Annotated in this window: 24 protein-coding genes; 16 read left to right on the forward strand and 8 right to left on the reverse strand. The window is 67.7% G+C overall.

The genetic code is table 11. The features are described from left to right. The first annotated feature begins 71 nt into the window (after nt 1-71). Nucleotides 72-2,885: a DNA polymerase I gene (polA, locus tag NBE95_RS15145; RefSeq protein ID WP_289895063.1), complete on the forward strand. Its 2,814-nt coding sequence runs from the start codon at nt 72-74 to the stop codon at nt 2,883-2,885. 73 nt (nt 2,886-2,958) lie between these two features. Then, nucleotides 2,959-3,885, forward strand: coding sequence for a cation diffusion facilitator family transporter (locus NBE95_RS15150; protein ID WP_289895064.1), 927 nt, complete (start codon nt 2,959-2,961; stop codon nt 3,883-3,885). Nucleotides 3,886-3,887: 2 nt separating this feature from the next. Here the strand turns inward: NBE95_RS15150 and hemN are convergent, their stop codons facing one another. Beyond that, nucleotides 3,888-5,243, reverse strand: a complete 1,356-nt coding sequence (gene hemN, locus NBE95_RS15155) for an oxygen-independent coproporphyrinogen III oxidase (RefSeq protein ID WP_289895065.1) — start codon at nt 5,241-5,243, stop codon at nt 3,888-3,890. Nucleotides 5,244-5,291: 48 nt separating this feature from the next. Between hemN and fnrL the strand changes: the two genes are divergently transcribed. Beyond that, entirely contained in the window at nt 5,292-6,041 is a 750-nt protein-coding gene (gene fnrL, locus NBE95_RS15160) for a transcriptional regulator FnrL (RefSeq protein ID WP_289895066.1), read from the forward strand. 60 nt (nt 6,042-6,101) lie between these two features. Here the strand turns inward: fnrL and NBE95_RS15165 are convergent, their stop codons facing one another. Further along, entirely contained in the window at nt 6,102-6,935 is an 834-nt protein-coding gene (locus NBE95_RS15165; RefSeq protein WP_289895067.1) for a universal stress protein, read from the reverse strand. Nucleotides 6,936-7,173: 238 nt separating this feature from the next. On the opposite strand from NBE95_RS15165, the gene ccoN reads away from it, so the two are divergent. From ccoN to ccoS, 8 genes are all read left to right on the forward strand, one after another. Beyond that, nucleotides 7,174-8,793: a cytochrome-c oxidase, cbb3-type subunit I gene (gene ccoN / locus NBE95_RS15170; protein WP_289895068.1), complete on the forward strand. Its 1,620-nt coding sequence runs from the start codon at nt 7,174-7,176 to the stop codon at nt 8,791-8,793. A gap of 9 nt (nt 8,794-8,802) precedes the next feature. Continuing rightward, nucleotides 8,803-9,528, forward strand: a complete 726-nt coding sequence (gene ccoO / locus NBE95_RS15175) for a cytochrome-c oxidase, cbb3-type subunit II (RefSeq protein ID WP_289895069.1) — start codon at nt 8,803-8,805, stop codon at nt 9,526-9,528. A gap of 8 nt (nt 9,529-9,536) precedes the next feature. After that, nucleotides 9,537-9,725: a cbb3-type cytochrome c oxidase subunit 3 gene (locus tag NBE95_RS15180; protein ID WP_019352316.1), complete on the forward strand. Its 189-nt coding sequence runs from the start codon at nt 9,537-9,539 to the stop codon at nt 9,723-9,725. After that, on the forward strand, nt 9,725-10,771 hold the full coding sequence (ccoP, locus tag NBE95_RS15185) for a cytochrome-c oxidase, cbb3-type subunit III (RefSeq protein ID WP_289895070.1): 1,047 nt from the start codon (nt 9,725-9,727) through the stop codon (nt 10,769-10,771). Before NBE95_RS15180 ends, ccoP begins: the two co-directional genes overlap by 1 nt. Nucleotides 10,772-11,059: 288 nt before the next feature. After that, on the forward strand, nt 11,060-12,517 hold the full coding sequence (gene ccoG, locus NBE95_RS15190; protein ID WP_289895071.1) for a cytochrome c oxidase accessory protein CcoG: 1,458 nt from the start codon (nt 11,060-11,062) through the stop codon (nt 12,515-12,517). Beyond that, complete coding sequence (locus NBE95_RS15195) at nt 12,517-12,981, forward strand: FixH family protein (protein WP_289895072.1); 465 nt, start codon at nt 12,517-12,519, stop codon at nt 12,979-12,981. The genes ccoG and NBE95_RS15195 overlap by 1 nt, the downstream gene beginning before the upstream one ends. Nucleotide 12,982: 1 nt before the next feature. Beyond that, a complete protein-coding gene (locus NBE95_RS15200) occupies nt 12,983-15,184 on the forward strand; it encodes a heavy metal translocating P-type ATPase (RefSeq protein WP_289895073.1) in 2,202 nt (733 codons plus the stop codon). A 13-nt stretch (nt 15,185-15,197) separates the two neighbouring features. After that, complete coding sequence (ccoS, locus tag NBE95_RS15205; protein ID WP_019353195.1) at nt 15,198-15,356, forward strand: cbb3-type cytochrome oxidase assembly protein CcoS; 159 nt, start codon at nt 15,198-15,200, stop codon at nt 15,354-15,356. An 83-nt stretch (nt 15,357-15,439) separates the two neighbouring features. On the opposite strand, the gene NBE95_RS15210 is transcribed toward ccoS, so the two are convergent. Next, nucleotides 15,440-17,062, reverse strand: coding sequence for a serine hydrolase (locus tag NBE95_RS15210; RefSeq protein ID WP_289895945.1), 1,623 nt, complete (start codon nt 17,060-17,062; stop codon nt 15,440-15,442). A 302-nt stretch (nt 17,063-17,364) separates the two neighbouring features. Here NBE95_RS15210 and clpS point away from each other — a divergent pair, with 302 nt between their 5' ends. The 3 genes from clpS to NBE95_RS15225 are packed head-to-tail and all read left to right on the forward strand — an operon-like array spanning nt 17,365 to nt 19,511. Next, nucleotides 17,365-17,682, forward strand: coding sequence for an ATP-dependent Clp protease adapter ClpS (gene clpS / locus NBE95_RS15215; protein ID WP_199259112.1), 318 nt, complete (start codon nt 17,365-17,367; stop codon nt 17,680-17,682). A 3-nt stretch (nt 17,683-17,685) separates the two neighbouring features. After that, the gene (locus NBE95_RS15220; protein ID WP_289895074.1) at nt 17,686-18,705 is read left to right on the forward strand and encodes a methyltransferase; all 1,020 of its coding nucleotides are present in this window, start codon (nt 17,686-17,688) and stop codon (nt 18,703-18,705) included. Further along, nucleotides 18,702-19,511, forward strand: coding sequence for an SDR family oxidoreductase (locus tag NBE95_RS15225; RefSeq protein ID WP_289895075.1), 810 nt, complete (start codon nt 18,702-18,704; stop codon nt 19,509-19,511). The genes NBE95_RS15220 and NBE95_RS15225 overlap by 4 nt, the downstream gene beginning before the upstream one ends. Here the strand turns inward: NBE95_RS15225 and NBE95_RS15230 are convergent. Next, nucleotides 19,508-19,924 carry a hypothetical protein gene (locus tag NBE95_RS15230; protein WP_289895076.1) on the reverse strand — a complete coding sequence of 139 codons (417 nt, stop codon included), beginning with the start codon at nt 19,922-19,924 and terminating at the stop codon, nt 19,508-19,510. The two genes, NBE95_RS15225 and NBE95_RS15230, sit on opposite strands and share 4 nt — an antisense overlap. 80 nt (nt 19,925-20,004) lie before the next feature. On the opposite strand from NBE95_RS15230, the gene hemF reads away from it, so the two are divergent. Further along, on the forward strand, nt 20,005-20,865 hold the full coding sequence (gene hemF, locus NBE95_RS15235) for an oxygen-dependent coproporphyrinogen oxidase (RefSeq protein ID WP_289895077.1): 861 nt from the start codon (nt 20,005-20,007) through the stop codon (nt 20,863-20,865). Then, nucleotides 20,865-21,425, forward strand: a complete 561-nt coding sequence (locus NBE95_RS15240) for a histidine phosphatase family protein (protein ID WP_289895078.1) — start codon at nt 20,865-20,867, stop codon at nt 21,423-21,425. Before hemF ends, NBE95_RS15240 begins: the two co-directional genes overlap by 1 nt. Here the strand turns inward: NBE95_RS15240 and NBE95_RS15245 are convergent. The 4 genes from NBE95_RS15245 to NBE95_RS15260 form a co-directional block, all read right to left on the reverse strand. Beyond that, on the reverse strand, nt 21,422-21,970 hold the full coding sequence (locus NBE95_RS15245; protein WP_289895079.1) for a sugar O-acetyltransferase: 549 nt from the start codon (nt 21,968-21,970) through the stop codon (nt 21,422-21,424). The two genes, NBE95_RS15240 and NBE95_RS15245, sit on opposite strands and share 4 nt — an antisense overlap. Continuing rightward, a complete protein-coding gene (locus NBE95_RS15250) occupies nt 21,967-22,326 on the reverse strand; it encodes an SUF system Fe-S cluster assembly protein (RefSeq protein ID WP_019352663.1) in 360 nt (119 codons plus the stop codon). The genes NBE95_RS15245 and NBE95_RS15250 overlap by 4 nt, the downstream gene beginning before the upstream one ends. A gap of 67 nt (nt 22,327-22,393) precedes the next feature. Beyond that, on the reverse strand, nt 22,394-23,128 hold the full coding sequence (locus NBE95_RS15255; RefSeq protein ID WP_289895080.1) for a MipA/OmpV family protein: 735 nt from the start codon (nt 23,126-23,128) through the stop codon (nt 22,394-22,396). Nucleotides 23,129-23,231: 103 nt separating this feature from the next. Then, the gene (locus NBE95_RS15260) at nt 23,232-25,076 is read right to left on the reverse strand and encodes an ABC-F family ATP-binding cassette domain-containing protein (protein WP_289895081.1); all 1,845 of its coding nucleotides are present in this window, start codon (nt 25,074-25,076) and stop codon (nt 23,232-23,234) included. Nucleotides 25,077-25,122: the final 46 nt, after the last annotated feature.

Consider the following 25,122-nt stretch of genomic DNA (forward strand, 5'->3'; position numbering starts at 1 on the left):
CCGGTCTTGGCCCGGTCGGCGCTTCATGGCATCAAGGGGCCGTGGATTGCCGGCAGAAGGATGGGGCGCAGATGACGGACGTATTCGGCAAGGGCCATCACCTGCATCTGATCGACGGCTCGGCCTTCATCTTTCGCGCCTATCACGCGCTGCCGCCGCTGACCCGGCGCTCGGACGGGCTGCCGATCGGGGCGGTCGCCGGTTTCTGCAACATGCTGTGGAAATATATCCAGGACGGCTCGGGCTCGGACCAGCCGACCCATGCCGCGGTGATCTTCGACCATAGCGCCAAGACCTTCCGCAACGACATCTATCCGCTCTACAAGGCGAACCGGCCCGAGCCGCCCGAGGATCTGCGGCCGCAGTTTCCCCTGACCCGCGAGGCGACGCGGGCCTTCAACATCGCCTGCATCGAGACCGAGGGCTACGAGGCCGACGACATCATCGCGGCGCTGTCCTGCCGGGCGCGCGATGCCGGCGGGCGCGTCACCATCATCAGCAGCGACAAGGACCTGATGCAGCTGGTCGGCGGCGGCGTCGAGATGATGGACCCGATCAAGGGCAAGCCCATCGGCCCCGACGAGGTGCGCGAGAAGTTCGGCGTCGGGCCCGAGCGGGTGGTGGACGTCCAGGCCCTGGCCGGCGATTCCGTCGACAACGTGCCGGGCGCGCCCGGGATCGGCATCAAGACCGCCGCGCAGCTGATCGAGGAATATGGCGACCTGGAGAGCCTGCTGGCGCGCGCGGGCGAGATCAAGCAGCCCAAGCGTCGCCAGACCCTGATCGACCATGCCGAGCAGATCCGCATCTCGAAGCGCCTGGTCGAGCTGGATTGCCACATGGCGCTGGATTTCAGCCTGGAAAGCCTGGAGATCCGCGAGCCCGATCCCGAGACGCTGCTGGAATTCCTGACCCGGATGGAGCTGCGCACCCTGTCGAAGCGGGTGGCCGAGCGTTTCGGGACCGAGGCGCCGACCCTGGCCGAGGTGGCGGCCCCGGCGGCCAGCGCCGAGCCGGTTGCGCCCGTCGCCGAACTGCCGGCCATCGACCGCGGCCTTTACGTCACCATCCGCGACGAGGCCACGCTGGCCGAGTGGCTGGCCGAGATCTCCGGGCAAGGCGTGGTCGCCATCGACACCGAGACCACCGGGCTGGACGAGATGCGGGCCGAACTGGTCGGGGTTTCGCTTTGCACCGGGCCCGGGCGGGCGGCCTATCTGCCGCTGGGCCATGTCGATGGCGCCGCCGACCTTTTCGGCTCGGGCGCCCGGGCCGCGGGGCAGATGGATCTGGACCGGGCGCTGGCGATGCTGAAGCCGGTGCTGGAGGATCCTTCGGTGCTGAAGATCGGCCAGAACATCAAGTATGACTGGAAGGTGCTGGCCCGCTATGGCATCCGCATGGCGCCTTTGGACGATACCATGCTGCTGTCCTATGCGCTGAACGCCGGGGCGCATAACCATGGCATGGACGAGCTGGCCGACTTGTATCTGGGCCATCGCTGTCTGCCGATCAAGGAGCTGATCGGCTCGGGCAAGGCGCAGATCAGCTTCGCGCAGGTGGCGATCGACAAGGCCAGCGAATATGCCGCCGAGGATGCCGAGGTGACCTGGCGGCTGTGGCATCACTTGCGCCCGAAGCTGGCCCCGAACCGTGTCGCCACCGCCTATGAGCGGCTGGAGCGGCCGATGATCGGCGTGCTGGCCGATATGGAGATGGCCGGCATCCGCATCGATTCAGAGCATCTGAAGCGCATGTCCAACGCCTTTGCGCAGAAGATGGCCGGGCTGGAGGCCGAGATCCACGAGCTGGCCGGCGGTCCGTTCAACGTCGGCAGCCCCAAGCAGCTGGGTGAGATCCTGTTCCAGCGCATGGGCCTGGCCGGCGGCAAGCAGGGCAAGACCGGCGCCTTTTCCACCGGCGCCGAGGTGCTGGAGGATCTGGCCGCCGAGGGCCACGCCTTGCCGGCGCGGGTGCTGGACTGGCGCGCGATCTCGAAGCTGAAATCGACCTATACCGATGCGCTGCCCCTGCATCTGAACCCCGAGACCGGGCGCGTGCACACCAGCTATTCCATCGCAGGCGCACAGACCGGACGGCTGGCTTCGACCGATCCGAACCTGCAGAACATCCCGGTCAGAACCGATGAGGGGCGGCGCATCCGCGAAGCCTTCGTCGCCGGGCCGGGGATGCGGCTGGTTAGCCTCGACTACAGCCAGATCGAGTTGCGGATCCTGGCGCATGTGGCGCAGATCCCGGCGCTGAAACAGGCCTTTCATGACGGCATCGACATCCATGCCATGACCGCCAGCCAGATGTTCGGCGTGCCGGTCGAGGGCATGGACCCGATGATCCGCCGCCGCGCCAAGGCGATCAATTTCGGGGTGATCTACGGCATCTCGGGCTTCGGCCTGGCGCGCAACCTGCGCATCCCGCGTGCCGAGGCGCAGAGCTTCATCGACACCTATTTCGAGCGGTTCCCCGAGATCCGCGCCTATATGGACCGCACCGTGGCCGGCGCGAAGCAGGACGGGTTCGTGCGCACGCTGTTCGGGCGGCGGATCATGACGCCGGGCATCAACCAGTCGGGGCCGGCGGCCGGCGGCGCGCGCCGCGCCGCGATCAACGCCCCGATCCAGGGCGCGGCGGCCGACATCATCCGCCGGGCGATGATCCGCATGCCGGAGGCCGTCGCGCGTCTGCCGGCCAGGATGCTGCTGCAGGTGCATGACGAACTGGTCTTCGAGGTCGAGGAAAGCGCGGTGCCCGAACTGGTCGAGGCGGCGCGCGGGGTCATGCAGGGTGCGGCCGATCCCGCGGTCCGGCTGGACGTGCCGCTGATCGTCGATGCCGGGCACGGGCTGAACTGGGCCGAGGCGCATTGACGGCCGGCGGGCGCGCGGGCTGCGCGGCCGCAGGGGTGTTGGGGCAACGAAGAAGCCGGCAAGGGAGGGTGGAATGGGCCATTCGCATGCGCATGAGGGCGGGCACGGTCATTCGCATCTGCCGGGTGGGGCGGGCGACGGCACCATCCTGATTGCGGTGGTGGTCAACCTGATGCTGACCGGGGCGCAGATCCTCGGCGGCTATGTCGCCGATTCCACGGCGTTGATCGCGGACGGGGTGCATAATCTCTCGGATGCGCTGGCGCTGGTTCTGGCCTTCGGTGCCCGGCGGCTGGCGCGGCGGCCCGCCAGCCCCGAGATGAGCTATGGCTGGGGGCGGGCCGAGATCGTCGCGGCCTTCGTCAACTATATCGCGCTGATCGCGGTCTCGGTTTGGCTGGGGATCGAGGCCTTGGGGCGGCTGGTCGAGCCGCCGCAGGTCGCGGGCGGGCTGGTCATGGCACTGGCGGGCTTCGCGCTGCTGGTGGACATGGCCACGGCGGCGCTGGTCTGGCGTGCCTCGAAGGACAGTGTGAACATCCGCGCCGCCTTCCTGCACAACCTGGCCGATGCGGCGGTCTCGGTCGCGGTGATCCTGGGCGGGGCGCTGATCTGGGCCTTCGGCTGGAATCTCGCCGACCCGGTGCTGACGCTGCTGATCTCGGCGGTGATCCTGTGGCATATCGGCCGGGAGATCGGGCCGGTGATGCGCATGCTGATGTTGGCCGCGCCCGCCGGGGTCGACCACGCGGCGCTGATCGGCGCCATGGCCGGTGTCGAGGGCGTGGCCGCCGCGCATCACCTGCATCTGTGGCAGATCGACGAACGGCGCACGGCGCTGTCGGCGCATCTGGTCATCGCCGGGGGTGCCGATCCGGTGCTGACGGTGCGCCGGGTCAAGGCCCTGCTGCGGCGCGATTTCGGCATCGACCATGCCACCATCGAGACCGAACGCGCGGGCGAGGCTTGCGGCGACGACCATGACGGCCATCGCCATTAACGTCAGATCGCGGCGGAATGACCCGAGGCCGCCATGTCGTAGCCGTCGAACATCCGGGCGATCATCCGGGTCAACGGCCGTCCCCTGGGGGTGATGCGCAAACCGGCGGCGTCGGCTTCGACCATCTCACCGAAATGCGCCACCACCGGGGCGAAGACCCGGCCCAGGCTTGCCGCGTCGAAACCATGGTCGCGAATGAATTCCTCGGCCCGGATCTCGAAATCGCACATCAGCGCCTCGATCATCCGCGAGCGCCAGCGATCCTCGGCGGTGAAGGCGTGGCCGCGCGTGGTCGAGAAGCGGCCGTCGCGGATCTTGCCCAGATGCGCGCCGGTGGCCGGGGCGTTCTGCGCATAGCCTTGCGGGAAGCGCGAGATCGACGAGGCGCCCAAGCCTACCAGCACCTCGGCCCGGTCGTCGGTATAGCCCTGGAAGTTGCGGCGCAGCAGCCCGGCCTTCTGCGCGCGCGCCAGCCCGTCGCCGGGGCGGGCGAAATGGTCGATGCCGATTTCGTCATAGCCGTCGGCCAGGAACAACGCGCGCGCCGTCTCGAACAGCCGCAGCCGGCCATGCGGGTCGGGCAGCGCCTCGGAGGGGATCATCACCTGGCGCTTGGCCATCCAGGGCACATGCGCATAGCCGTAAAGCGCCACCCGGTCGGGCGACAGCGCCAGCAGCTTCTGCACCGATTCGGCGATGCGGTGCGGATCCTGATGCGGCAGGCCGTAAAGAATGTCCGCGTTCAGGCTGGCGATGCCGCGGTCGCGGATCATGTCCACGGCGCGTTTCGTCACCTCGAAGCTCTGCTCGCGGCCGATGACCTTCTGGATCTCGGGATCGAAATCCTGCACGCCGATCGAGGCGCGGGTCAGTCCGGCCTCGGCCAGCGCATCCATGCGCGCCTCGTCGATCTCGTTCGGATCGATCTCGACCGAGAATTCCGCGCCTTCGGCCAGCGGGAAGCTGTCCAGCACGGCGCCGGCGACCAGCCGCATCATCTCGGCCGGCATCAGTGTCGGCGTGCCGCCGCCCCAATGCAGCCGCGACAATCTGACGCCCGGCGCCAGGGCTGCTTTCAGCATGTCGAGTTCGGCCAGCAGGGCCTGGGCATAGGCGCGCACCGGCTCGTCCGACTGCGTACCCTGCGTGCGGCAGGCACAGAACCAACACAGCCGCCGGCAGAAAGGTACGTGCATATACAACGAGATCGAGGCGCCGGCCGGGATCGCGGCGATCCAGTCGCGAAAGACCGGCTCGCCCACGGCGGTGGTGAAATGCGGGGCGGTGGGATAGCTGGTATAGCGCGGCACCCGCGCGTCAAACAGTCCCAGCCGCTCAAGTTGCGATTGCTGTTCCATAATGCTATATATGCCCAGAACCCGCGCCAGGACCTTGACACAAATCAAATGCAACAGACCGCCGCCATCTGTGCGACGCAGCAACCCTGCGAAATCTGCCCCATCCGCTACCGGGCCGTCTGCGCACATTGCGAAGGTGATGAGCTGGACGAGCTGGAAGGCATGAAATTCTACCGGCGCTACGATGCCGGGCAGGTCGTCACCTGGGCCGGCGACCGGATGGATTTCGTGGGCTCGGTCGTCTCGGGCATGGCCGGCCTGACCCAGCAGCTCGAGGACGGGCGCACGCAGATGGTCGGGCTGCTGCTGCCCAGCGACTTCCTTGGCCGGCCGGGGCGCGAATTCGCCGCCTATACGGTCACGGCGACCAGCGACCTGATGCTGTGCTGCTTTCGCCGCAAGCCCTTCGAGAAGCTGCTGATCGACAATCCCCGCATTGCCAGCCGGCTGCTGGAAATGACGCTGGACGAGCTGGACGCCGCCCGCGACTGGCTGCTGCTTCTGGGCCGGAAATCGGCGCGCGAAAAGATCGCCTCGCTTCTGGTCATCCTGGCCCGGCGCGAGGCGGCGCTGCTCAAGCGCCGGCCCGAGGGCCGCATCGCCCTGGAGCTGCCGCTGACGCGCGAGGCGATGGCCGATTACCTGGGCCTGACGCTGGAAACCGTCAGCCGGCAGATGAGCGCGCTGAAGCGCGAAGGGGTGATCGAACTGGAAGGCAAGCGGCGGGTGATCGTGCCCTCGTTCCAGAAGCTGGTGCTGGAAAGCGGCGACGATTCCGACGGCGGACCGCTGAGCTGACCGTCTCGAATCGGTGCCGAAGCGCCCCCGGAGGCTTCCGGGGGCTTTTTGCTGCGCCGCTCAGCGCGCCATCAGCACCGGCACCTGCGCCTTTTCCAGCATGTTGCGCGTCGCGCCGCCCAGGATCGCCTGGCGGAATCGCGAATGGCCATAGGCGCCCATCACCAGCATGTCGGCGCCGATCTCGGTGGCGCGGCGGTTCAGGATGTCGCTGATCAGCGGCAGAGTGCGGGCCAGCACCGCGATCTCGGCCTTGACGCCGTGGCGGGTCAGCATCTGGCACAGCGCCCCGCCGGGGTCCGAGCGTTCTGGTCCGTTGGGCGAGGGGTCGATCACGGTGATCTCGACGTTTTCGGCCGCCATCAGCAGCGGCATGGCCCTGCGCACGGCGGCCATCGCCTCGTTCGACTGGTTCCAGGCGATCATGATCTTCTTGCCGAACGGTTCCTTCAGGTCGTCCGGCACGATCAGCACCGGCGCCGAACCCTCGAACAACGCCGCCTCGGTCACCGCCTCGGCATCGGGGGTGGCGCCGTCGCCATAGGGGCGGTTCAACACCACCAGGTCGGAATAGCGCGCCCGCATCCCGACCAGCGTCGACAGCCCGCCGACCTGCGCGACTGCCGAATCGACCGACCAGCGCACGTCCTCGGGGTTCAGCTTCTCGCGGACCTTTTCTTCCAGCTCGCTGGCGGCGGCCATCGCCTTGTCGATCGATTCCTGGAACACATAGGCCGAGGCGCCGGCATAGTAATAGCCGCTCTGCGTGTGATCGACGCCCATGCAGAACACGTCGAGATGCGCATCCTCGCGTCGGGTCATGGCGACGGCGGCATCAAGCTGATGATGCTGCGACATGTCGGTCAAGACGGTCAGGATGGTCTTGTAGCCCATTATCCTCTCCTTTCGGCGCTTTGGTGCGCCTGTCGTCGCTCTCCGGTGCGGGATGGGCTGGCTGCGACATCCTGCCGGATATGCGGCGATTTTACACCTTATTAACGGGTACCGATTGATACAGATCAAAGTCTCACAAAACCGTGCAACGGTAGAAGGGGCAATGTCGATCTGATTCCGGGGCGCGGCGCCACGCGATTCGGGAGACGGTCGGCACAGGATGAAGGACACGGATTTTATGTTGGATACCATCAAGCTGATCGCGCTTGGCACGATTGCGGTTCTGGCCGCGCTCGGCGCCAATTACGCGCGACCCGACGATCCCGCCTATATGGTGAACGCGCTGATCGTCATGCTGGCCGCGGGCGTCATGTTCCTGCGGGTGCTGCGCCAGATGGGCAACGGGCAACCCTCGCTCGAACCGCATCCCGAGACGCAATACATGGATGGTGTGGTGCGCGCCGGCGTCATCGCGACCGCCGTCTGGGGCGTGGTGGGTTTCCTTGTCGGCGTGATCATCGCCTTCCAGCTGGCCTTCCCGGCGCTGAACCTCAGCGACTGGACCATGGGCTATACCAATTTCGGCAAGCTGCGGCCGCTGCATACTTCGGCGGTAATCTTCGCCTTTGGCGGCAATGCGCTGATCGCCACCTCGTTCTATGTCGTGCAGCGCACCTCGGCGGCGCGGCTCTGGGGCGGCAACGCGGCCTGGTTCGTGTTCTGGGGCTACCAGCTTTTCATCCTGCTGGCGGCGACCGGCTATATCCTGGGCGCCACGCAGTCCAAGGAATATGCGGAACCCGAATGGTATGTGGACTGGTGGCTGACCGTGGTCTGGGTCGTCTATCTGGCCGTGTTCCTGGGCACCATCCTGAGACGGAAAGAGCCGCATATCTACGTGGCGAACTGGTTCTACCTGTCCTTCATCGTGACCATCGCCATGCTGCATATCGTCAATAACCTGGCGATCCCGGTCAGCCCCTTCGGCTCGAAATCCGTGCAGCTCTTCTCGGGCGTGCAGGATGCGATGACGCAATGGTGGTATGGCCACAACGCGGTGGGCTTCTTCCTGACCGCCGGCTTCCTGGGCATGATGTATTACTTCATCCCCAAGCAGGCCGAGCGTCCGGTCTACAGCTACAAGCTGTCGATCATCCACTTCTGGGCGCTGATCTTCCTCTATATCTGGGCCGGTCCGCACCACCTGCACTATACCGCGCTGCCCGACTGGGCCTCGACGCTGGGCATGGTGTTCTCGATCATCCTGTGGATGCCTTCATGGGGCGGCATGATCAACGGGCTGATGACGCTCTCGGGCGCCTGGGACAAGCTGCGCACCGATCCGATCATCCGCATGATGGTGGTGGCCGTCGGCTTCTACGGCATGGCGACCTTTGAAGGGCCGATGATGTCGATCAAGGCGGTGAACTCGCTGAGCCACTACACCGACTGGACCATCGGTCACGTCCATTCCGGGGCCCTGGGCTGGAACGGCATGATCACTTTCGGCGCGCTCTATTACCTGACGCCGCGGCTCTGGGGTCGGGACCGGCTCTATTCGACCGCGCTGGTCAGCTGGCATTTCTGGCTCGCCACCATCGGCCTGGTGCTCTACGCCGCCTCGATGTGGGTCTCGGGCATCATGGAGGGGCTGATGTGGCGCGAAGTCGACAGCCAGGGCTTCCTGGTCAACGCCTTCGCCGACACGGTCGCCGCGAAATTCCCGATGAACGTTGTCCGTGGCCTGGGCGGGGTGCTCTATCTCAGCGGTGCGCTGATCATGTGCTACAACCTCTGGGCCACCGTCGCCAAGCAACCCAAGACCCAGGCGACCACGGTCGCGGTCCCGGCAGAGTGAGGACGGATCATGGCCATTCTTGAAAAGCACAAGGTCCTTGAAAAGAACGCCACGCTGCTGCTGGTCTTTTCCTTCCTCGTCGTCACCATCGGCGGCATCGTCGAGATCGCGCCGCTGTTCTACCTGCAGAACACCATCGAGAAGGTCGAGGGCATGCGCCCCTATACGCCGCTCGAGCTGAAGGGCCGCGACATCTACGTGCGCGAGGGCTGCTATGTCTGCCACAGCCAGATGATCCGGCCGATGCGCGACGAGGTGGAGCGTTACGGCCATTACAGCCTGGCGGCCGAGTCGATGTATGACCACCCGTTCCAATGGGGGTCCAAGCGCACCGGGCCGGACCTGGCCCGCGTCGGCGGCCGCTATTCGGACGAATGGCATATCGACCACCTGACCGACCCGCAGGCGGTGGTGCCGGAATCGATCATGCCGAAATACGGCTTCCTGCACGACCGGCTCATCGACGCCTCGAACATGGGGCAGCGGCTCAGGACCGATGCGCTGGTCGGCGTGCCCTATGACGAGGTCATGGTGACGAATGCCGCCGCCGACTTCCGCGCCCAGGCCGATCCGGATGCCGATGCCTCGGGGCTCGAGGAGCGCTATCCCGGCGCGCAGCAGCGCAATTTCGACCGCCGCCCCGGCGTGTCCGAGATGGACGCCCTGGTCGCCTATCTGCAGGTCTTGGGCACCATGGTCGATTTCTCGACCTTCGAGCCCGATCCGAACCGCTGAGGCCCGCCATGGACAGCTATTCCTTCCTGCGCGAACTGGCCGACAGCTGGGTGCTGCTGCTGCTGGTGCTGTTTTTCCTGGGCACGGTCGTTTTCGCCTTCCGGCCCGGCTCGCGCCCGCTGCACCGCGACGCGGCGGAAAGCATCTTCCGCAATGAGAAAACGCCCGCCGCCGCGCGCGAAAAGGAGGTCGAGTGATGGCCGACACCGATGACGAGCACACCAGCCCCCAGAATCCCGACAACCGCATCGAACTGGAGCGCCTGGCCGCGGATGCGAAGCACGAGGCCCAGATCCTGGCGCATCCGCCCAAGGGGCCCGAGGGTGAGCCGCTGCACAAGCCGATGCCGCGCCCCGGCGCCACCCGCGTCGTGCGGGACCGCAAGGGCGCGCGCAAGGTGGTCGAGGTGCCCTCGACCGGCCATAGCTGGGACGGGATCGAGGAATATGACAACCCGCTGCCGCGCTGGTGGCTCTGGACCTTCTACGCCACCATCGTCTGGGGGCTGGCCTATGTCGTCGCCTATCCGGCGATTCCGCTGCTGACCGGCGCCACTCAGGGCCTGCTGGGTCAGAACTACCGCGCCGACGTCGCGGTCGAGATCCAGCGCTTCAACGAAGCCAATGCCCCGATCCAGGCCAGGCTGGTCGAGACCCCGCTGGAGGAGATCGCCGCCGATCCGGATCTGGCGAATTACACCGCCAATGCCGGCGCCGCGATCTTCCGGACCTGGTGCGCGCAATGCCACGGCTCGGGTGCCGGCGGGGCTTCGGGCTATCCGACGCTGCTGGACAACGACTGGCTCTGGGGCGGCACGCTGGAGGAGATCCACACCACCATCCAGCACGGCATCCGCGATCCCAAGGACGAGGAGACCCGCTATTCCGAGATGCCGCGCTTCGGCACCGACGAGTTGCTGGAGAACGCGCAGATCGGCCAGGTGGTGAACCATGTTCTGGCACTGGGTGGCCTGCCGCATGACGCCGCGCTGGCGGCCGAGGGCGCGACGGTCTTTGCCGACAACTGCTCGTCCTGCCATGCCGAGGACGGCAGTGGCGACCGGGCCCAGGGCGCCCCGGACCTGACCGATGCGGTCTGGCTCTACGGTTCCGACCAGGCAACGATCTCCCGGATCGTGCATGACGGGCCTTATGGCGTGATGCCGGCCTGGTCCGGCCGGCTGTCAGAGGCCGACATCCGCGCCGTGGCCTCCTATGTCCACAGCCTCGGCGGCGGCGAATAGGCCGCCGAGGCGCAGAAATCCCGAGATCCGCGGCCGGGCGACCGGCCCCGGAGGCACCGGCCCCCCGTCCTGTTCGCGCGTTTCCAGGGGGGCCGGTGTTCCTATCAAAGGCCAGGGCAGGGTCCGGCACAAGCCGGCCCCCGCTTTTTTTGGCTGCGGGATGCGACAATGCGGCCCATGCCGCAGCGGTCTCGCCTTCGGTATAAGCCGACGCGCCCGCGCTTGACACAGATCAATGCGCCCGCACGGTCAGGTCCTATACCCGAGACACGCGAACAGGAGCCAACCATGTCGAATCCCGACATCGACCCGCCACGTCTGTATGCCGCCCGAGAGCCGATCTTCCCGCGCCGGGTCAAGGGCTGGTTTCGCAACCTGAAATGGATCATCATGGCGGTGACCCTGGCGATCTATTACGTCACGCCCTGGATCCGCTGGGACCGCGGCCCCGGCATGCCCGACCAGGCGGTGCTGGTCGATCTGGCCAACCGCCGTTTCTATTTCTTCTGGATCGAGATCTGGCCGCATGAATTCTATTTCGTGGCCGGGCTGCTGGTCATGGCCGGGCTGGGGCTGTTCCTGTTCACGTCGGCGCTGGGGCGGGTCTGGTGCGGCTATGCCTGCCCGCAGACGGTCTGGACCGATCTGTTCATCCTGACCGAGCGCTGGGTCGAGGGCGACCGCAACGCCCGGCTGCGGCTGTGGAACGCGCCCTGGGACGCGAAGAAGGCGCGGCTGCGGGTGACGAAATGGCTGATCTGGCTGCTGATCGCCCTGGCGACCGGCGGCGCCTGGATCTTCTATTTCACCGATGCGCCGACGCTTCTGGGCAACCTGCTCGCCGGCCAGGCGCATCCGGCCGCCTACACCACCATGGCCATCCTGACCGCGACCACCTTCGTCTTCGGCGGCTTCGCGCGCGAGCAGATCTGCATCTATGCCTGCCCCTGGCCGCGCATCCAGGCCGCGATGATGGACGAGGACACGCTGACCGTCGCCTATCGCGACTGGCGGGGCGAGCCGCGCGGCAAGCTGCACAAGGGCGAGGCGACGAAATCCGACGGCGGCGCCAAGGGCGACTGCATCGACTGCATGGCCTGCGTGAACGTCTGCCCGATGGGCATCGACATCCGCGACGGCCAGCAGATGGAATGCATCACCTGCGCGCTTTGCATCGACGCCTGCGACGAGGTGATGGACAAGATCGGCAAGCCGCGCGGGCTGATCGACTACATGGCGTTGAAGGACGAGACCGCCGAGCGCGCCGGCGCCGCGCCGAAGCCGTTGATGAAGCACATCCTGCGGCCGCGCACGGTGCTGTATTTCACCCTATGGGCCGGGATTGGCGTGGCGCTGGTGGTGGCGTTGTTCCTGCGCTCGCCCTTCGACCTGAACGTGACGCCGGTGCGCAACCCGCTTTACGTCACCATGGCCGATGGCGCGATCCGCAACACCTATGCCTTGCGGCTGCGCAACAAGCAGGGCGATGCGCGCGACTTCACCGTCTCGGTCACCGGCCCCGACGGCGCGGTGCCGCCGGGCGTCAGCCTGGTGTTGGAGGGTCTGCCGGGTGCCGCGGTCGGGGTGACGGCCGACAGCACCCACACCCAGCGGGTCTATATCACCGCCGAAAAGGCCTCGGCGCTGGCCGAGGGCGGCCAGGCAGAGTTGACGCTTTGGGTCGAGGATGCCACCGATGGGCAGCGCGCCCATGTCGATACCGTCTTCCACGGAAGGAGCGAATGATGTCCCGTGAACTCACCGGCCGCCACGTGCTGATGATCACGCTGGCCGCATTCGGCACCATCATCGCGGTGAACCTGTTCATGGCGATCAAGGCGGTCGGCACCTTTCCGGGGCTCGAGGTCAAGAACAGCTATGTCGCCTCGCAAAGCTTCGACCGCGACCGCAACGCGCAGGCGGCGCTGAACTGGACGGTGACGCCGGATTACGACGGGCAGGAACTGGTGCTGGCGATCCGCGACGGCCAGGGCAACCCGGCCCCGGTTAGCACCCTTGAGGTGACAGTCGGCCGCCCGACCCATCTGCGCGAGGACCAGCGTCCGCAATTCACCTACCGGGGCGGGTTGTTCCATGCGCCGCTGGAACTGGCACCGGGGTTGTGGAACATCCACCTGACCGCCACCGCGCCGGATGGCACCGTGTTTCGCCAGCGCATCGACCATTACCACGGCAACCGGGTGAACTGAGATGTCGGACGCCACGCTGCACGATCACGACGCCCGGCTTTCGGCCTGTCCGGCCTGCGATGCGGCGCCGCTGGCGCAGCGGATCGCCGCGGCCAAGGGCGGGCAGGGCGAGGTGATCCTGTCGCTGCCGACCATCCATTGCGCGACCTGCATCACCGATGTCGAACGGGTGCTGAACCGCCATCCCGGCGTCCGCGCCGCGCGGGTCAACCTGACGCTGCGCCGCGTCGCCGTGGATGCGCCCGGCCTGACCGCCGAGGAGCTGATCCCGGTGGTCGAAAGCATCGGCTATGAGGCGCATGAGCTCGACCCCGCCGCCTTGTCGGCCAGTGCCGCCGACCGCCAGGGCCGCGACATCCTGATGCGCATCGGCGTGTCGGGCTTTGCGATGATGAACATCATGATCCTGTCGGTCGCGGTCTGGTCGGGGGCCGAGGCCGCGACGCGCGACATGTTCCACTGGATCTCCGGCGCCATCGCCCTGCCGACCGTGGCCTTCGCCGGCCGCCCCTTCTTCTCCAGCGCCTGGCGGGGGCTGCGGCACGGCCGGCTGGGCATGGACGTGCCGATCTCGCTGGCGCTGATCCTGGCCAGCGCCATCTCGGTCTACGAGACGCTGCATTCCGGCCATCACGCCTATTTCGACGCGGCGGTGATGCTGTGCTTCTTCCTGCTGATCGGGCGCTATCTGGATTATCGCACCCGCGCCGTCGCCCGCTCTGCCGCCGAGGAACTGACCGCGCTGGAGGTGCCGCGCGCCTTCCGCGTCACCGCCGCGGGCGACGAGCCGGTGCCGGTGGCCGAGCTGAGCCCCGGCGACCTGATCCGCATCCGCCCCGGCGCCCGCATCCCTGCCGATGGCGAGATCGCCGAGGGCAGCAGCGAGATCGACCGCTCGCTTTTGACCGGCGAGAGCATTCCGGTTCCCGCCGGTCCCGGCCTCGCACTTTCGGCGGGCGAGGTGAACCTGACCGGACCGCTGGTCATGCGGGTGACCGCGGCCGGGCGCGACAGCTCGCTGGCGCGGCTGACGGCGCTGGTGGCGGCGGCGGAATCGGCGCGTGGCCATTACACCGGCCTCGCCGACCGCGCCTCGCGGCTCTATTCGCCGCTGGTGCATCTTCTGGCCTTCTGCAGTTTTCTCGGCTGGTATCTGACCACGCACGACCTGCGGCTGGCGGTGAACGTGGCGGCGGCGGTGTTGATCATCACCTGCCCCTGCGCCTTGGGACTGGCGGTGCCGGCGGTGATCACCGCGGCCTCGGGCCGGCTGTTCCGGCGCGGCATGCTGATCAAGGACGGAACCGCGCTGGAGCGGCTGGCCGAGGTCGATGCCGTGGTCTTCGACAAGACCGGCACCCTGACCATGGGCGTGCCGCAACTGGTGTCGCTCGACCCGATCCCGATGGATGCCCGCCCCGCGGCGCTGGCCTTGGCGCAGGGCTCGGGGCATCCCTTGTCGCAGGCGCTGACGCAGGCGCTGCGCGAGGCCGGCACCGAGCCCGCCGCGCTGACCGATCTGCGCGAGGTGCCGGGTTATGGCATCGCCGGAACCTGGCAGGGGCGCGAGCTGCGGCTGGGCCGCGCCGACTGGATGGGGGCCGAGCATGGCGATGCGACGCTTTCGGCAAGCTGGCTGTCGCTTGGGCAAGAGGCGATGCCGATCCGGCTGGAATTCTCGGACCGGCTGCGGCCGGGCGCCGAGACCTGCGTGGCGCGGCTGCTTGCATCGGGCCGGCGGGTGATGCTGTTGTCGGGCGATGCGGCGCCGGTGGTTCGGGATCTGGCGCAGCGGCTGGGCATCGCGGATTGGCGGGCCGGCGTCACTCCGCTGGACAAGGCCGAGGCGCTGCGCGATCTCGACATGCAGGGGCTGCATGCGCTGATGGTCGGCGACGGGCTGAACGATACCGCCGCCCTGGCCGAGGCGCATGTCTCGATCTCGCCCGCTTCGGCGCTGGATGCGGCGCGCACCGCGTCGGATATCGTGCTGATGGGCAGCGATCTTGCTCCGGTTGCCGAGGCTCTCGATCTTGCGCGCAATGCCCGGCGGCGGATCAAGGAGAACTTCGCCATTTCGCTGGGCTACAATGTGGTGGCGGTGCCATTCGCCATCGCCGGTTTCGCGACCCCGTTGATGGCGGCGCTGGCCATGTCATTGAGTTCGATCAGCGTGACGCTGAACGCGCTGCGGCTGCGGTAAGGAAGGGAAGATCATGCAGATCCTGGGCATCCTGATTCCGGTTTCGCTGGCCCTTGGCGGGCTTGGCCTGCTGGCCTTCATCTGGGCGCTGCGCGGCCGCCAATACGAGGATCCGAAGGGCGATTCGCAGCGGATCCTCAGTTCGGAATGGGACGACCATCCCAAGCCGTGACGCCGCGACCGTCCGGGCGGGAAAACGGAAAACCCCGGTCTTGCGGCCGGGGTTTTCTGCAATTTGTCGGTGGCGGTGCAGGATCAGGGTCCGATCACCCGGCAATCCTGCTGACGGGCGGCAATGCGGTTGCAGGCCAGCTCGGCCGTTTCCTTGGACATGCCGACGAAATTCGCCTCGAAGCCGCGCTTGGTATTGGCGACCCGGCTGAGCGCGCTGCCCAGCGACGCGCTTTCCTGCAGGGCGGTCCTGAGCAGCAGCTGTTCGGCTTCGCGTTGCGAACGGAAGAGGCCCAGCGTCACGCCCCAATTCCCGCCGGTGCTGCCCTCGCGCGTGACGATTTCGGTCGTCTCGGGCTCGCTGCCGGCTTCGGGTTCCAATGAGGTCAGGATGATCGCGTCCGAGCGCGGCGCCGGTGCCGGCGCCTCGAACAGGGCCATGCTTTCCGGCTGCGGCGTGGCGGTCTGCACGAAAAGCGAGGGCGAGCCGGTCTCGGCGGGCGCGGCCAGGCTGGCGGAGCGGTCGTCGCGCGGCGCCGGGGCAGGGCGAGCCGCGTCGATCGCGCTTGCGCTGGGTTCAGAGGCATCGCCTTCCTCGGGCCGGGCTTCGGGACGGGCGGCGCGGGCCAGGACCTCGGGATCGACCGCGGCATTGGTGACGACCGCGCCGGTACCCGGCTTGCGGTTGGGCCGTGCGCTGGCCGCAAGTGTCGCGCCGCTGCTGCTGGCCTTGGGCGCCGCGGCGGCCTGAGCGCGCGAGATGGCGGCGGAAATCGCCGCGGGCGTGACCACGGCCACGGTCGACGCCCGCGCCACCGGGCGATCCGAGGACGAGAGCCGCACGGTCGAGGCGCTGGATGCGGTTCTTGGCGCGACGCTGGCGACCTGCACGGTGCGGCGCACCTTCTTCTCGGCCACGAAGACCGGCGGCGCGGGCTTTACCTCGCGCACACGGTTGGGGGCCTTTCCGAAGCCGGCGTCCAGCAACTGGACCATCGTGGCGTTGCGATGTGCGGTCGAGGTGCCGCCCAGCACGGTTGCGACGATGCGCTTCGAGCCGCGCTTGGCCGAGGCGGTCAGGTTGAAGCCGGCCGCCCGGGTGTAACCGGTCTTGATGCCGTCCGCGCCCTCGTAGCTGTCCAGAAAACGCCGGTTGGTGCTGGAGACGGTGGCGATGCCCGCATCCGCCGAGCGGCGCGAGAAGATCGAATAATACTGCGGGAAATCATAGAACAGCCGGCGGCCAAGGATGGTCATGTCGCGGGCGGTCGAATAATGCCCCTCGGTCGTCAGGCCGTTGGCATTGCGGAAATGCGTGTTGCGCATGCCGAGCGCCCTGGCCATCTGCGTCATCTGCGCGGCGAATTTTGGTTCGGACCCGGCCAGCCCCTCGCCGATCACGGTGGCGGCGTCATTGGCCGATTTCACCGCTGCGGCCCGGATCAGGTAGCGCAGCTCGATCCGCTGGCCGGCCTTGAGGCCAAGTCGCGACGGCGGCTGCGAGGCGGCGTGGCTGCTGACGAGAAACTTGCTGTCCAGCCGCACCTGACCGCGCTCGATGGCGTTGAACGCCAGGTAAAGCGTCATCATCTTGGTCAGCGAAGCCGGATGCAGACGCGTATCCGCGTTCCGGGCATAGATTTCCTGCCCGCTGCGCGCATCCATGACGAAGGCCGCGAAAGGCGCTGCGGCCACCGCCAGGGGCATGGCCCAGGCAATTAGGATCATCAGTCCCAAGCGGACTTTCTTGGTGATTCTGCTCACGGTCCCGGTCTTTCTGCCTCTGAGGGCCCGTTCATTATGCGGACCCTTCATTAATAAAAGCACAATAACACGGCTTTCCTCGTACGGGAACTGTAAGTTTGCAGGGCTTCCCGCGCAATCTTCCTTGGGTTGCACGGCCTTTCGGCGGAGGCGGTGGGGGCAGGGCTTATCAAGGCCGACGAAAACCCCTATATTCGGTCGCAGAACGTCCACATCCTGTTGCAAGCGTCGTGACCAATCCGCTGATGACCAACCGACCCGGAGACCGAGACGAGGTCGAACTGGGGGTGAAAACCCGCCCCCGCACGCAGCGGCCTCCGATGTACAAGGTCTTGCTGCTGAACGATGATTTCACGCCGATGGAATTCGTCGTGCATGTGCTTGAGCGGCTGTTCAACATGAGCCACGCCCAGGCGATCGAGATCATGCTGACCGTTCATCGCAAGGGGGTGGCCGTCGTCGGCGTCTTCTCGCACGAGATCGCCGAAACCAAGGTGGCGCAAGTGATGGAACTTGCCCGCCGTCAGCAGCATCCGCTGCAATGCACCATGGAAAAAGAGTAGAAATTGGCTGGATCACGGCTGGAACTTGTCTTTGGCGGCATGCCGCCCGAAGGGCGCTTGTTGCTTGTCGGCGCCGGCGCCTCGACCGATCTGGAGCCGTTCGACGCGGGCAGGACGCAGATCCTGCAGGGATTTTATCCCGACCACGCGGCCCTGCGCGCCCGCGGTTTCGACGTGGCGACCACGGCGACCGGAACGTTCGACACGGCTGTGGTCTTCCTGCCGCGCGCGCGGGCGGCGGCGCGGGCCCGCCTCGCCGAGGCCGCCTCGCGGCTGGCGCCCGGCGCGGCGCTCTGGATCGACGGGCAGAAGACCGACGGTATCGATGCGGTGCTGAAGGAGATGCGCGCGCTGGCGCCGGTGGATGAAGTCCATTCGCGCGCCCATGGCAAGATCTTCCGCGTGACCCTGCCGGCGGCCGGCTGGCTGCCTGCGGATTGGGTCGCAAGCGACCATGAGGCGGCGCCCGGCATGGTGACGCGGCCCGGGGTGTTCTCGGCCGACGGGCCGGACCCGGCCTCGCAGGCGCTGGCGGCGGCGCTGCCCGAGAAGCTGCCGACCCGCATCGTCGATCTGGGCGCGGGCTGGGGCTGGCTCTCGGCCGAGATCCTCAAGCATCCCGGCGTCGAGCTGCTGCACCTGGTCGAGGCGGATGCCGCCGCGCTGGATTGCGCGCGGCGCAACATCGCCGACCCGCGGGCCCGCTTTCACTGGGCGGATGCGCTGGACTTCCGGCTGCCCGAGCCGGTGAACGGCGTCATCATGAACCCGCCTTTCCACGAGGGGCGCGCGGCCGATCCCCGGATCGGCGCCGGCTTCATCCGTGCCGCGGCGGGGCTGCTGACCGGGGCCGGGCGGTTGTGGATGGTCGCGAACCGGCACCTGCCTTACGAGCAGGCGCTGCGGGACTGTTTCGCCGACGTCACCGAGCTGGGCGGCGATTCCCGGTTCAAGATCCTGACCGCTTCGGGCGCGCGCCGCGACGCGGCCGGCCGGACGCAGCCGAAAGGTGGAAGACGATGAGCCTGTCGATCCAGGGCAAGACCGCCATCGTGACCGGGGCCGCGCGCGGCATCGGCCTGGCCATCGCCCGGCATTTCGAGGAGGCGGGCGCCAATGTCATGTTCGCCGACAGCGACGAGGCGGCGCTGGATGCCGAACTGGGCGCCGAAGCCGCCGGCGACGGGCCGATCCGCGCCTTTGCCGGCGACCTTGGCCAGAAGCTGACGCTGGCCAACCTGGTCTCGGCCACCATCGACGCCTTCGACCGGGTGGATATCCTGGTGAATGCGCATCGCATGGTGCAGGGCTGCGATCCTTTGGCGGTGAACGAGGACCAGCTGGCCGAGATGCTGCGGCAGAACATGGTCTCGGGGCTGCGCCTGTCGCAGATGGTCGCCAAGCGCATGATGACGCAGGCCGACGCCGAGGAGAGCGAGGCGATCCAGAACGGCGCCATCGTCAACCTGACCTCGCTGGCTGCCGACTGGCCGCAGCCGCAGATGCTGGCCTATTCCATCGCCAGCGCCGCGCAGGCGCAGGCGACGCGCTCGTTGGCCTCGGCCCTGGCGCCCAGGCGCATCCGCGTCAACGGCGTCGCCTTCGCCAGCATCATGTCGAACAACATGCAGCTGAAGCTGCGCGAGGATCCGGGCCTGCGCGACCGGATGATCGCGGCCACGCCGCTGGGCCGCATCGCCGGCGCGGACGAGCTGGCGGCGACGGTGCAGTTCCTGGCCAGCGACGCCTCGAGCTTCGTCACCGGGCAGATCCTGCGCGTCGATGGCGGGCGCAGCCTGGGCGACCCGCTGGCGCCGGGGGTCTACTAGGACCGCTCCTCCTCCGGATAGGCCGTCTTGCAGGCCTGGACCGCGGCGCGGGCGGAAGGCGTCAGCGCCTGCTTGCGGGCCAGCAGGTTGTCGCGCTTGCGGGTCTCGGCCGCCGGGTCGATCGGCACCCGGTAGCGTTCGGTATCGGTCACGTCGCGCATGCAGGAACGATAGAGGATGCGGGCATTGCCGTCCTTGTCGCGCACCACATAGGGGCAGTCGTCCCATTCCGTGCGGGTGACGCTGCGCTCCTCCCAGGCATAACCGCGCGCCAGGTTGCCTTCGACCTCGGCCAGCAGGCTCGAGATCGTGCGATACTCCCGGGTGTTGCGGCTGATGCATTGCTCTTGCGGCGTGCCGCAGGCTGCGACAACCAGGACAGGCATCAGGGCAAGCAGGATGTTGCGGGTCATGGCCGGGATCTCTAGTTGTTTTGCCCGAAGCATAGGCCCGTCCCCCTGGCGGGGCAATTCACGAATCCGGAGGCAAGCCCATGGAAATGCAGGACGAGCGACAGGAGGCCGCGGTCTGGTTCCGGGCCTTGCGCGACCGGATCGTCGCGGCCTTCGAGGCGCTGGAGGATCGCGGTCCCGGCTCCGTCCCGCCCGGCCGTTTCGAAATGCGCGAGACCAAGCGCGGCAAGGAGGGCGGCGGCGGCCTGATGTCGGTGATGCGCGGCGGCCGGGTCTTTGAGAAGGTGGGCGTGAACTGGTCGGCGGTGCATGGCGACCTGTCCGCCGCCGCCCGCCAGTCCATGGCGGCGCGCGGCGTGCCGGGGATCGAGACCGACCCGCGCTTCTGGGCCTCGGGCATCAGCCTGGTCGCGCATATGCAGAACCCGCATGCGCCGGCGGTGCATATGAACACCCGCATGTTCTGGACCCCCGGCGCCTGGTGGTTCGGCGGTGGCGCCGATCTGAACCCTTGCCTGGAAGTCGCCGAGGACACGGCGCATTTCCACGCCACCCTGCGCGACGCCTGCGCGGCCCATGGCGCCGATTACTACGACCGCTTCAAGGCCTGGGCGGACGAGTATTTCTTCATCCCGCATCGCGGCCGGGCGCGGGGCGTGGGCGGCATTTTCTACGACGACCTGAACAGCGGCGACTGGCGTGCCGATTTCGCCTTTACCCGGGCGGTGGGCGAGGCCTTCCTGCCCGCCTTCCTGCCCCTGGCCGAAAAGCGCATGGCCCAGCCCTGGGGCGAGGCCGAGAAGGATGCGCAGTTGGTCCATCGCGGCCTTTATGCCGAATACAACCTGGTCTATGACCGCGGCACCAAGTTCGGCCTGGCCTCCGGCCACGACCCCGAGGCGGTGCTGATGAGCCTGCCGCCGCTGGCGAAATGGGTCTGATGCGGGACTGGCCCGACCTCTACCTGATGCGGCACGGCCAGACCGAATGGAACGTCCAGGGGCGGATGCAGGGCCGGCTGGATTCGCTGCTGACGCCGCTGGGCGTCATGCAGGCGCGGCGGCAGGGCTGGCTGGTGCGCGACCTGCGCGGCCTGACGCGCCATGCCAGCACCGCCGGGCGGGCGCAGCAGACGGCTCGGATCGTGTTCGCGGGGCAGGATTTCGTCAGCGACGAACGGCTGCACGAGATCGACATCGGCGACTTCACCGGCCGGCTTTGGCACGAGCTGCGCGCCGAGCGCCCCGAGCTCTTCGCGGGCGGCGGGCTGGACTGGTATGACCGGGCGCCGCAAGGCGAGCATTTCGCCGGGCTGGAGGCGCGCGTCCGGTCCTTTCTGCAGGATCTCACCGCCCCGGCGCTGATCGTGACCCACGGCATCACCCTGCGCATGATCCGGCTGGTGGCGATGGGGTTGCCGCGCGAACGGCTTGCCGAGATGCCGGTTGCGCAGGGCGCGCTGCATCTCGTCAGCCGCGGCCGGCACCGGATGTTCTTCTAGGCGCGGGGTGGCAGGGGGCGGGCCGGGTTTCCGACCACCGTGGCATTGGGCGGCACATCCCGCGTCACCACCGCCCCGGCGCCGACGATGGCACCGTCGCCGATGGTCACGCCGGGCAGGACGACCGCGCCGCCGCCGACCCAGACATCGTCGCCGATGGTGATGGGCTTGCCCCATTCCAGACCCGCCGCGCGGCCGGCGGCGTCACGCGGCCGGTCCTCGGTCAGCAACTGCACGGCGGTGCCGAACTGGCAGCGCGCGCCGATCCTGATCTCGCAGATATCCATGAAGAAGCAGCCGTAATTGACAAAGCAGTCCGGCCCGAAATGGATGTGCTTGCCGTAATCGACATGAAAGGGCGTGCGGATCACCGTGCCGTTCCAGGTGCCCAGCAGCTGGGTCAGGGTGCGGGCGCGGGTCTTGTCGCCGATGATCGTGGCATTGTAGTCGCGCATCAAGCCCTGTGCGACCTTGCGCATCGCCACCAACTCGCCGTCGCCCGGTTCATAGGGGCGGCCGGCCAGCATGTCCTCATGCGCCGTCAAATGAATCCAAGCTCCAGTCGGGCTTCGTCGGACATCATGTCCATGCCCCATTGTGGCTGAAAGGTCATCTCGACATCCACTTGCTTGACGCCGGGCAGGGGCTCGATGGCATCGGCAACCCAGCCAGGCATTTCGCCCGCGACGGGACAGCCCGGCGCGGTCAGGGTCATGACGATGCGTACGGCGTTTTCCTCGCTGATGTCAATGGTATAGATCAGCCCGAGGTCGAAGATGTTCACCGGGATCTCGGGGTCGTAGACGGACTTGCAGGCCTCGACCACGCTTTCATACAGCGGGTGCTCGGTGGTTGACGGCGCGATCAGTGGATCGCCTTCCTTGAGGGTGTCTTCGGTCATGCGGCACGTCCTGTCAAAAGCCTGACGTGTATATAGGACCTGGACAGGGCAGGGTCCAGTGCGCTGCCTAGAAGCGGAAATTCAGCCGACGCGCCACGCCGATGCTGATCGAGGGCTGGTTGCGCGTCTCGACCAGCGGGCTGTCGCCGGCATCGCCCAGCAGCCGGCCATAGGTCACGCGGCCCATCAGCGCGGTGTCGGGCAGGAATTCATAGCGGGCCTCGACGCTGAGCCGGGCGATATAGGCGCCGCCATCGGGATCATAGGCGCGATGGCCGCTGGAAAGCGATTCGTCCGCGGTGACGCCGAAATAGGTGCCGGTGAAGTCGTCGCTGCCCATGCCCAACTCGGCCCCGGTCCACAGCGTCAACTTGTCGCTGGCCTCGAAGCGATATTTCGCGCCCAGCTCGCCCACCACGCCGTGATGGCCGCCGAAGCCCTTGCGGATGGCGCCATAGCTGGTCAGTTCGCCCATGCGATAGGACAGCTTCACCCCGATCTCGCCGGCATAGCCGATGTCGTCCATGCCGCGCAGGTCGTCGTAATCATCGGCGTCGCGCTTGCCGACATAGTTCAGCGACGGTAGGACCGAGAACCCGTCCGGCTTGTCGCGGTCGGCATCGGCATTGCGCAGGATGAACCAGGGCGAGGGGTCGAGATTGTCCGAGCCGATGAACTCGGGGCTGTATTTCACCCCCAGGCCGGCATCGAAGGAAAACTCACGTTCGCCCAGGGACTCTGCCATGACCGGCGTGCTCAGCGCGGTGGCAGAGAGCAGGGCGAACGCGATCATCCGGGTCATGGGCGAATCCTTATCGAAGGTGTCGAAACGCATTGAGCGAAACCGGCCAGCGGAGCAAGCCCGCAATGCGCCGCAAGGGGCGAAAAGCGGGAATGTGTGACATTCAGGCGCGTTCCGCCGCCTCCAGCCGCTCCAAGGCCTCCATCCACAGCGACTCGGCGCGCAGCATGGCCTCGCTGGCCTCGGCATGCTTGCGGCCCCATTGCTCGGCCTTCTGCGCATCGTCATAGGTCGCCGGATCGGCCATGATGGCGTCCAGCTTCTCCAGCATGGCGGTCAGCTTCTCGACCCGCTCCTCGGCACGCCTGGCGTCGGCGCGCAGCTCCAGAACCTGGTCGCGCGAGGGGCGTTTCGTCGCCGGTTTCTCGGGTTTCGGGGCGGGCTTCTCCTCGCCGGAGAGCAGCATCCGGCGGTAATCGTCCAGATCGCCCTGCCACGGGCTGACCCCGCCCTGATCGACCAGCCACAGCCGGTCGGCCACCAGGTTCAGCAGGTGCATGTCGTGGCTGACCAGCACCACGGCGCCGGTATAGTCGTTCAGCGCCTCGGTCAGCGCCTCGCGGCTCTCGATGTCCAGGTGGTTGGTCGGTTCGTCGAGAATCAGCAGATGCGGCGCGTCGATGGTCGCGAGCAGCAAGGACAGCCGCGCCTTCTGCCCGCCCGAAAGCTGGCCGACGCGGGTCTCGGCTTGCGCCTCCATCAGCCCGAACCCGGCCAGCCGGGCGCGCAGCTTCGCCGGCGGTTCGTCCGGGCGCAACCGGCGGACATGGGCTATGGGGGTCTCGCCCAGGTCCAGCTCATCGACCTGGTGCTGGGCGAAATAACCGATGCGCAGCTTGCCCGAACGCGCGATCCGCCCCTCCATCGCCTCCAGCCGCCCGGCCAGCAGCTTCGACAGCGTCGACTTGCCCTGGCCGTTGCGCCCCAGCAGCGCGATGCGGTCGTCCTGGTCGATGCGCAGCGCCAGCCGGCGCAGCACCGCCCGGCCGTCATAGCCGACCGTCACCCCGTCCAGCGAGACGATGGGCGGCGACAGCTGGTCGGGCTGCGGAAAGCCGAAGCGGTGGAACTTGGCTTCCTCGGGGGCGGTGATCGGCTCCATCCGTTCCAGCATCTTGATGCGGGCCTGCGCCTGCCGGGCCTTGGTGGCTTTGGCGCGGAAGCGGTCGACGAAACTTTGCAGATGCGCGCGGCGGGCGTCCTGCTTCTTCGCCTCGGCGGCCTGCAAGGCGCGCTTCTCGGCCCGGGTGCGTGCGAAGATGTCGTAGCCGCCCGAATAGAGCACCAGCTTGCGGTCCTCGAGATGCAGGATATGGCCCACGGCGCGGTTCAGCAGGTCGCGGTCGTGGCTGATGACGATGACGGTATGCGGATAGCGCTGCAGATAGCTTTCCAGCCACAGCGCGCCTTCCAGGTCCAGGTAGTTGGTCGGCTCGTCCAGCAGCAAGAGGTCGGGTTGCGAGAACAGCACCCCCGCCAGCGCCACCCGCGTCCGCCAGCCGCCGGAATAGTCGGCGGTCGGCCGGGCCTGGTCCTCGGTCGAAAAGCCCAGGCCGCGCAGGATGGTCGCCGCCCGCGCCTCGGCCGACCAGGCGTCGATATCGGCCAGCCGGGTCTGGATCTCGGCGATGCGATGGGCGTCGGTGGCGGTCGCCGCCTCGGCCATCAGCCCGGCGCGTTCCGTATCGGCCGCCAGCACCGTGTCCAGCACGCTGGTCGCGGTGCCGGGCGCCTCCTGCGCGACGCCGCCGATGCGGGCACGCGGCGGCAGGGCGATGGCGCCGCCGTCAAGGCCCAGCTCGCCCCGGATCAGCCGGAACAGCGTGGTCTTGCCGGCGCCGTTCGGGCCGACCAGGCCGACCTTGTGGCCGTCCGGGATGGTGGCCGAGGCGTGCTCGAACAGCGGCCGTCCGGCGATGGAATAGGATATGTCGTCGATGCGCAGCATGCGCCCCGCATGGCGCAAGCGGCGGCGGGCGTCAATGCCGACATCA

Origin of the sequence: Paracoccus sp. TOH, assembly GCF_030388245.1 — a bacterium.
GTDB classification, from domain to species: Bacteria; Pseudomonadota; Alphaproteobacteria; order Rhodobacterales; family Rhodobacteraceae; genus Paracoccus; species Paracoccus simplex.

Bases quoted from the DNA above. Each gene is read 5' to 3' on its own strand.
- polA (WP_289895063.1), top strand. From the start codon at position 72: ATGACGGACGTATTCGGCAAGGGCCATCACCTGCATCTGATCGACGGC.
- NBE95_RS15150 (WP_289895064.1), top strand. From the start codon at position 2,959: ATGGGCCATTCGCATGCGCATGAGGGCGGGCACGGTCATTCGCATCTG.
- hemN (WP_289895065.1), bottom strand. From the start codon at position 5,243: ATGGAACAGCAATCGCAACTTGAGCGGCTGGGACTGTTTGACGCGCGG.
- fnrL (WP_289895066.1), top strand. From the start codon at position 5,292: ATGCAACAGACCGCCGCCATCTGTGCGACGCAGCAACCCTGCGAAATC.
- NBE95_RS15165 (WP_289895067.1), bottom strand. From the start codon at position 6,935: ATGGGCTACAAGACCATCCTGACCGTCTTGACCGACATGTCGCAGCAT.
- ccoN (WP_289895068.1), top strand. From the start codon at position 7,174: ATGTTGGATACCATCAAGCTGATCGCGCTTGGCACGATTGCGGTTCTG.
- ccoO (WP_289895069.1), top strand. From the start codon at position 8,803: ATGGCCATTCTTGAAAAGCACAAGGTCCTTGAAAAGAACGCCACGCTG.
- NBE95_RS15180 (WP_019352316.1), top strand. From the start codon at position 9,537: ATGGACAGCTATTCCTTCCTGCGCGAACTGGCCGACAGCTGGGTGCTG.
- ccoP (WP_289895070.1), top strand. From the start codon at position 9,725: ATGGCCGACACCGATGACGAGCACACCAGCCCCCAGAATCCCGACAAC.
- ccoG (WP_289895071.1), top strand. From the start codon at position 11,060: ATGTCGAATCCCGACATCGACCCGCCACGTCTGTATGCCGCCCGAGAG.
- NBE95_RS15195 (WP_289895072.1), top strand. From the start codon at position 12,517: ATGTCCCGTGAACTCACCGGCCGCCACGTGCTGATGATCACGCTGGCC.
- NBE95_RS15200 (WP_289895073.1), top strand. From the start codon at position 12,983: ATGTCGGACGCCACGCTGCACGATCACGACGCCCGGCTTTCGGCCTGT.
- ccoS (WP_019353195.1), top strand. From the start codon at position 15,198: ATGCAGATCCTGGGCATCCTGATTCCGGTTTCGCTGGCCCTTGGCGGG.
- NBE95_RS15210 (WP_289895945.1), bottom strand. From the start codon at position 17,062: ATGCCCCTGGCGGTGGCCGCAGCGCCTTTCGCGGCCTTCGTCATGGAT.
- clpS (WP_199259112.1), top strand. From the start codon at position 17,365: ATGACCAACCGACCCGGAGACCGAGACGAGGTCGAACTGGGGGTGAAA.
- NBE95_RS15225 (WP_289895075.1), top strand. From the start codon at position 18,702: ATGAGCCTGTCGATCCAGGGCAAGACCGCCATCGTGACCGGGGCCGCG.
- NBE95_RS15230 (WP_289895076.1), bottom strand. From the start codon at position 19,924: ATGACCCGCAACATCCTGCTTGCCCTGATGCCTGTCCTGGTTGTCGCA.
- hemF (WP_289895077.1), top strand. From the start codon at position 20,005: ATGGAAATGCAGGACGAGCGACAGGAGGCCGCGGTCTGGTTCCGGGCC.
- NBE95_RS15240 (WP_289895078.1), top strand. From the start codon at position 20,865: ATGCGGGACTGGCCCGACCTCTACCTGATGCGGCACGGCCAGACCGAA.
- NBE95_RS15250 (WP_019352663.1), bottom strand. From the start codon at position 22,326: ATGACCGAAGACACCCTCAAGGAAGGCGATCCACTGATCGCGCCGTCA.
- NBE95_RS15255 (WP_289895080.1), bottom strand. From the start codon at position 23,128: ATGACCCGGATGATCGCGTTCGCCCTGCTCTCTGCCACCGCGCTGAGC.
- NBE95_RS15260 (WP_289895081.1), bottom strand. From the start codon at position 25,076: ATGCTGCGCATCGACGACATATCCTATTCCATCGCCGGACGGCCGCTG.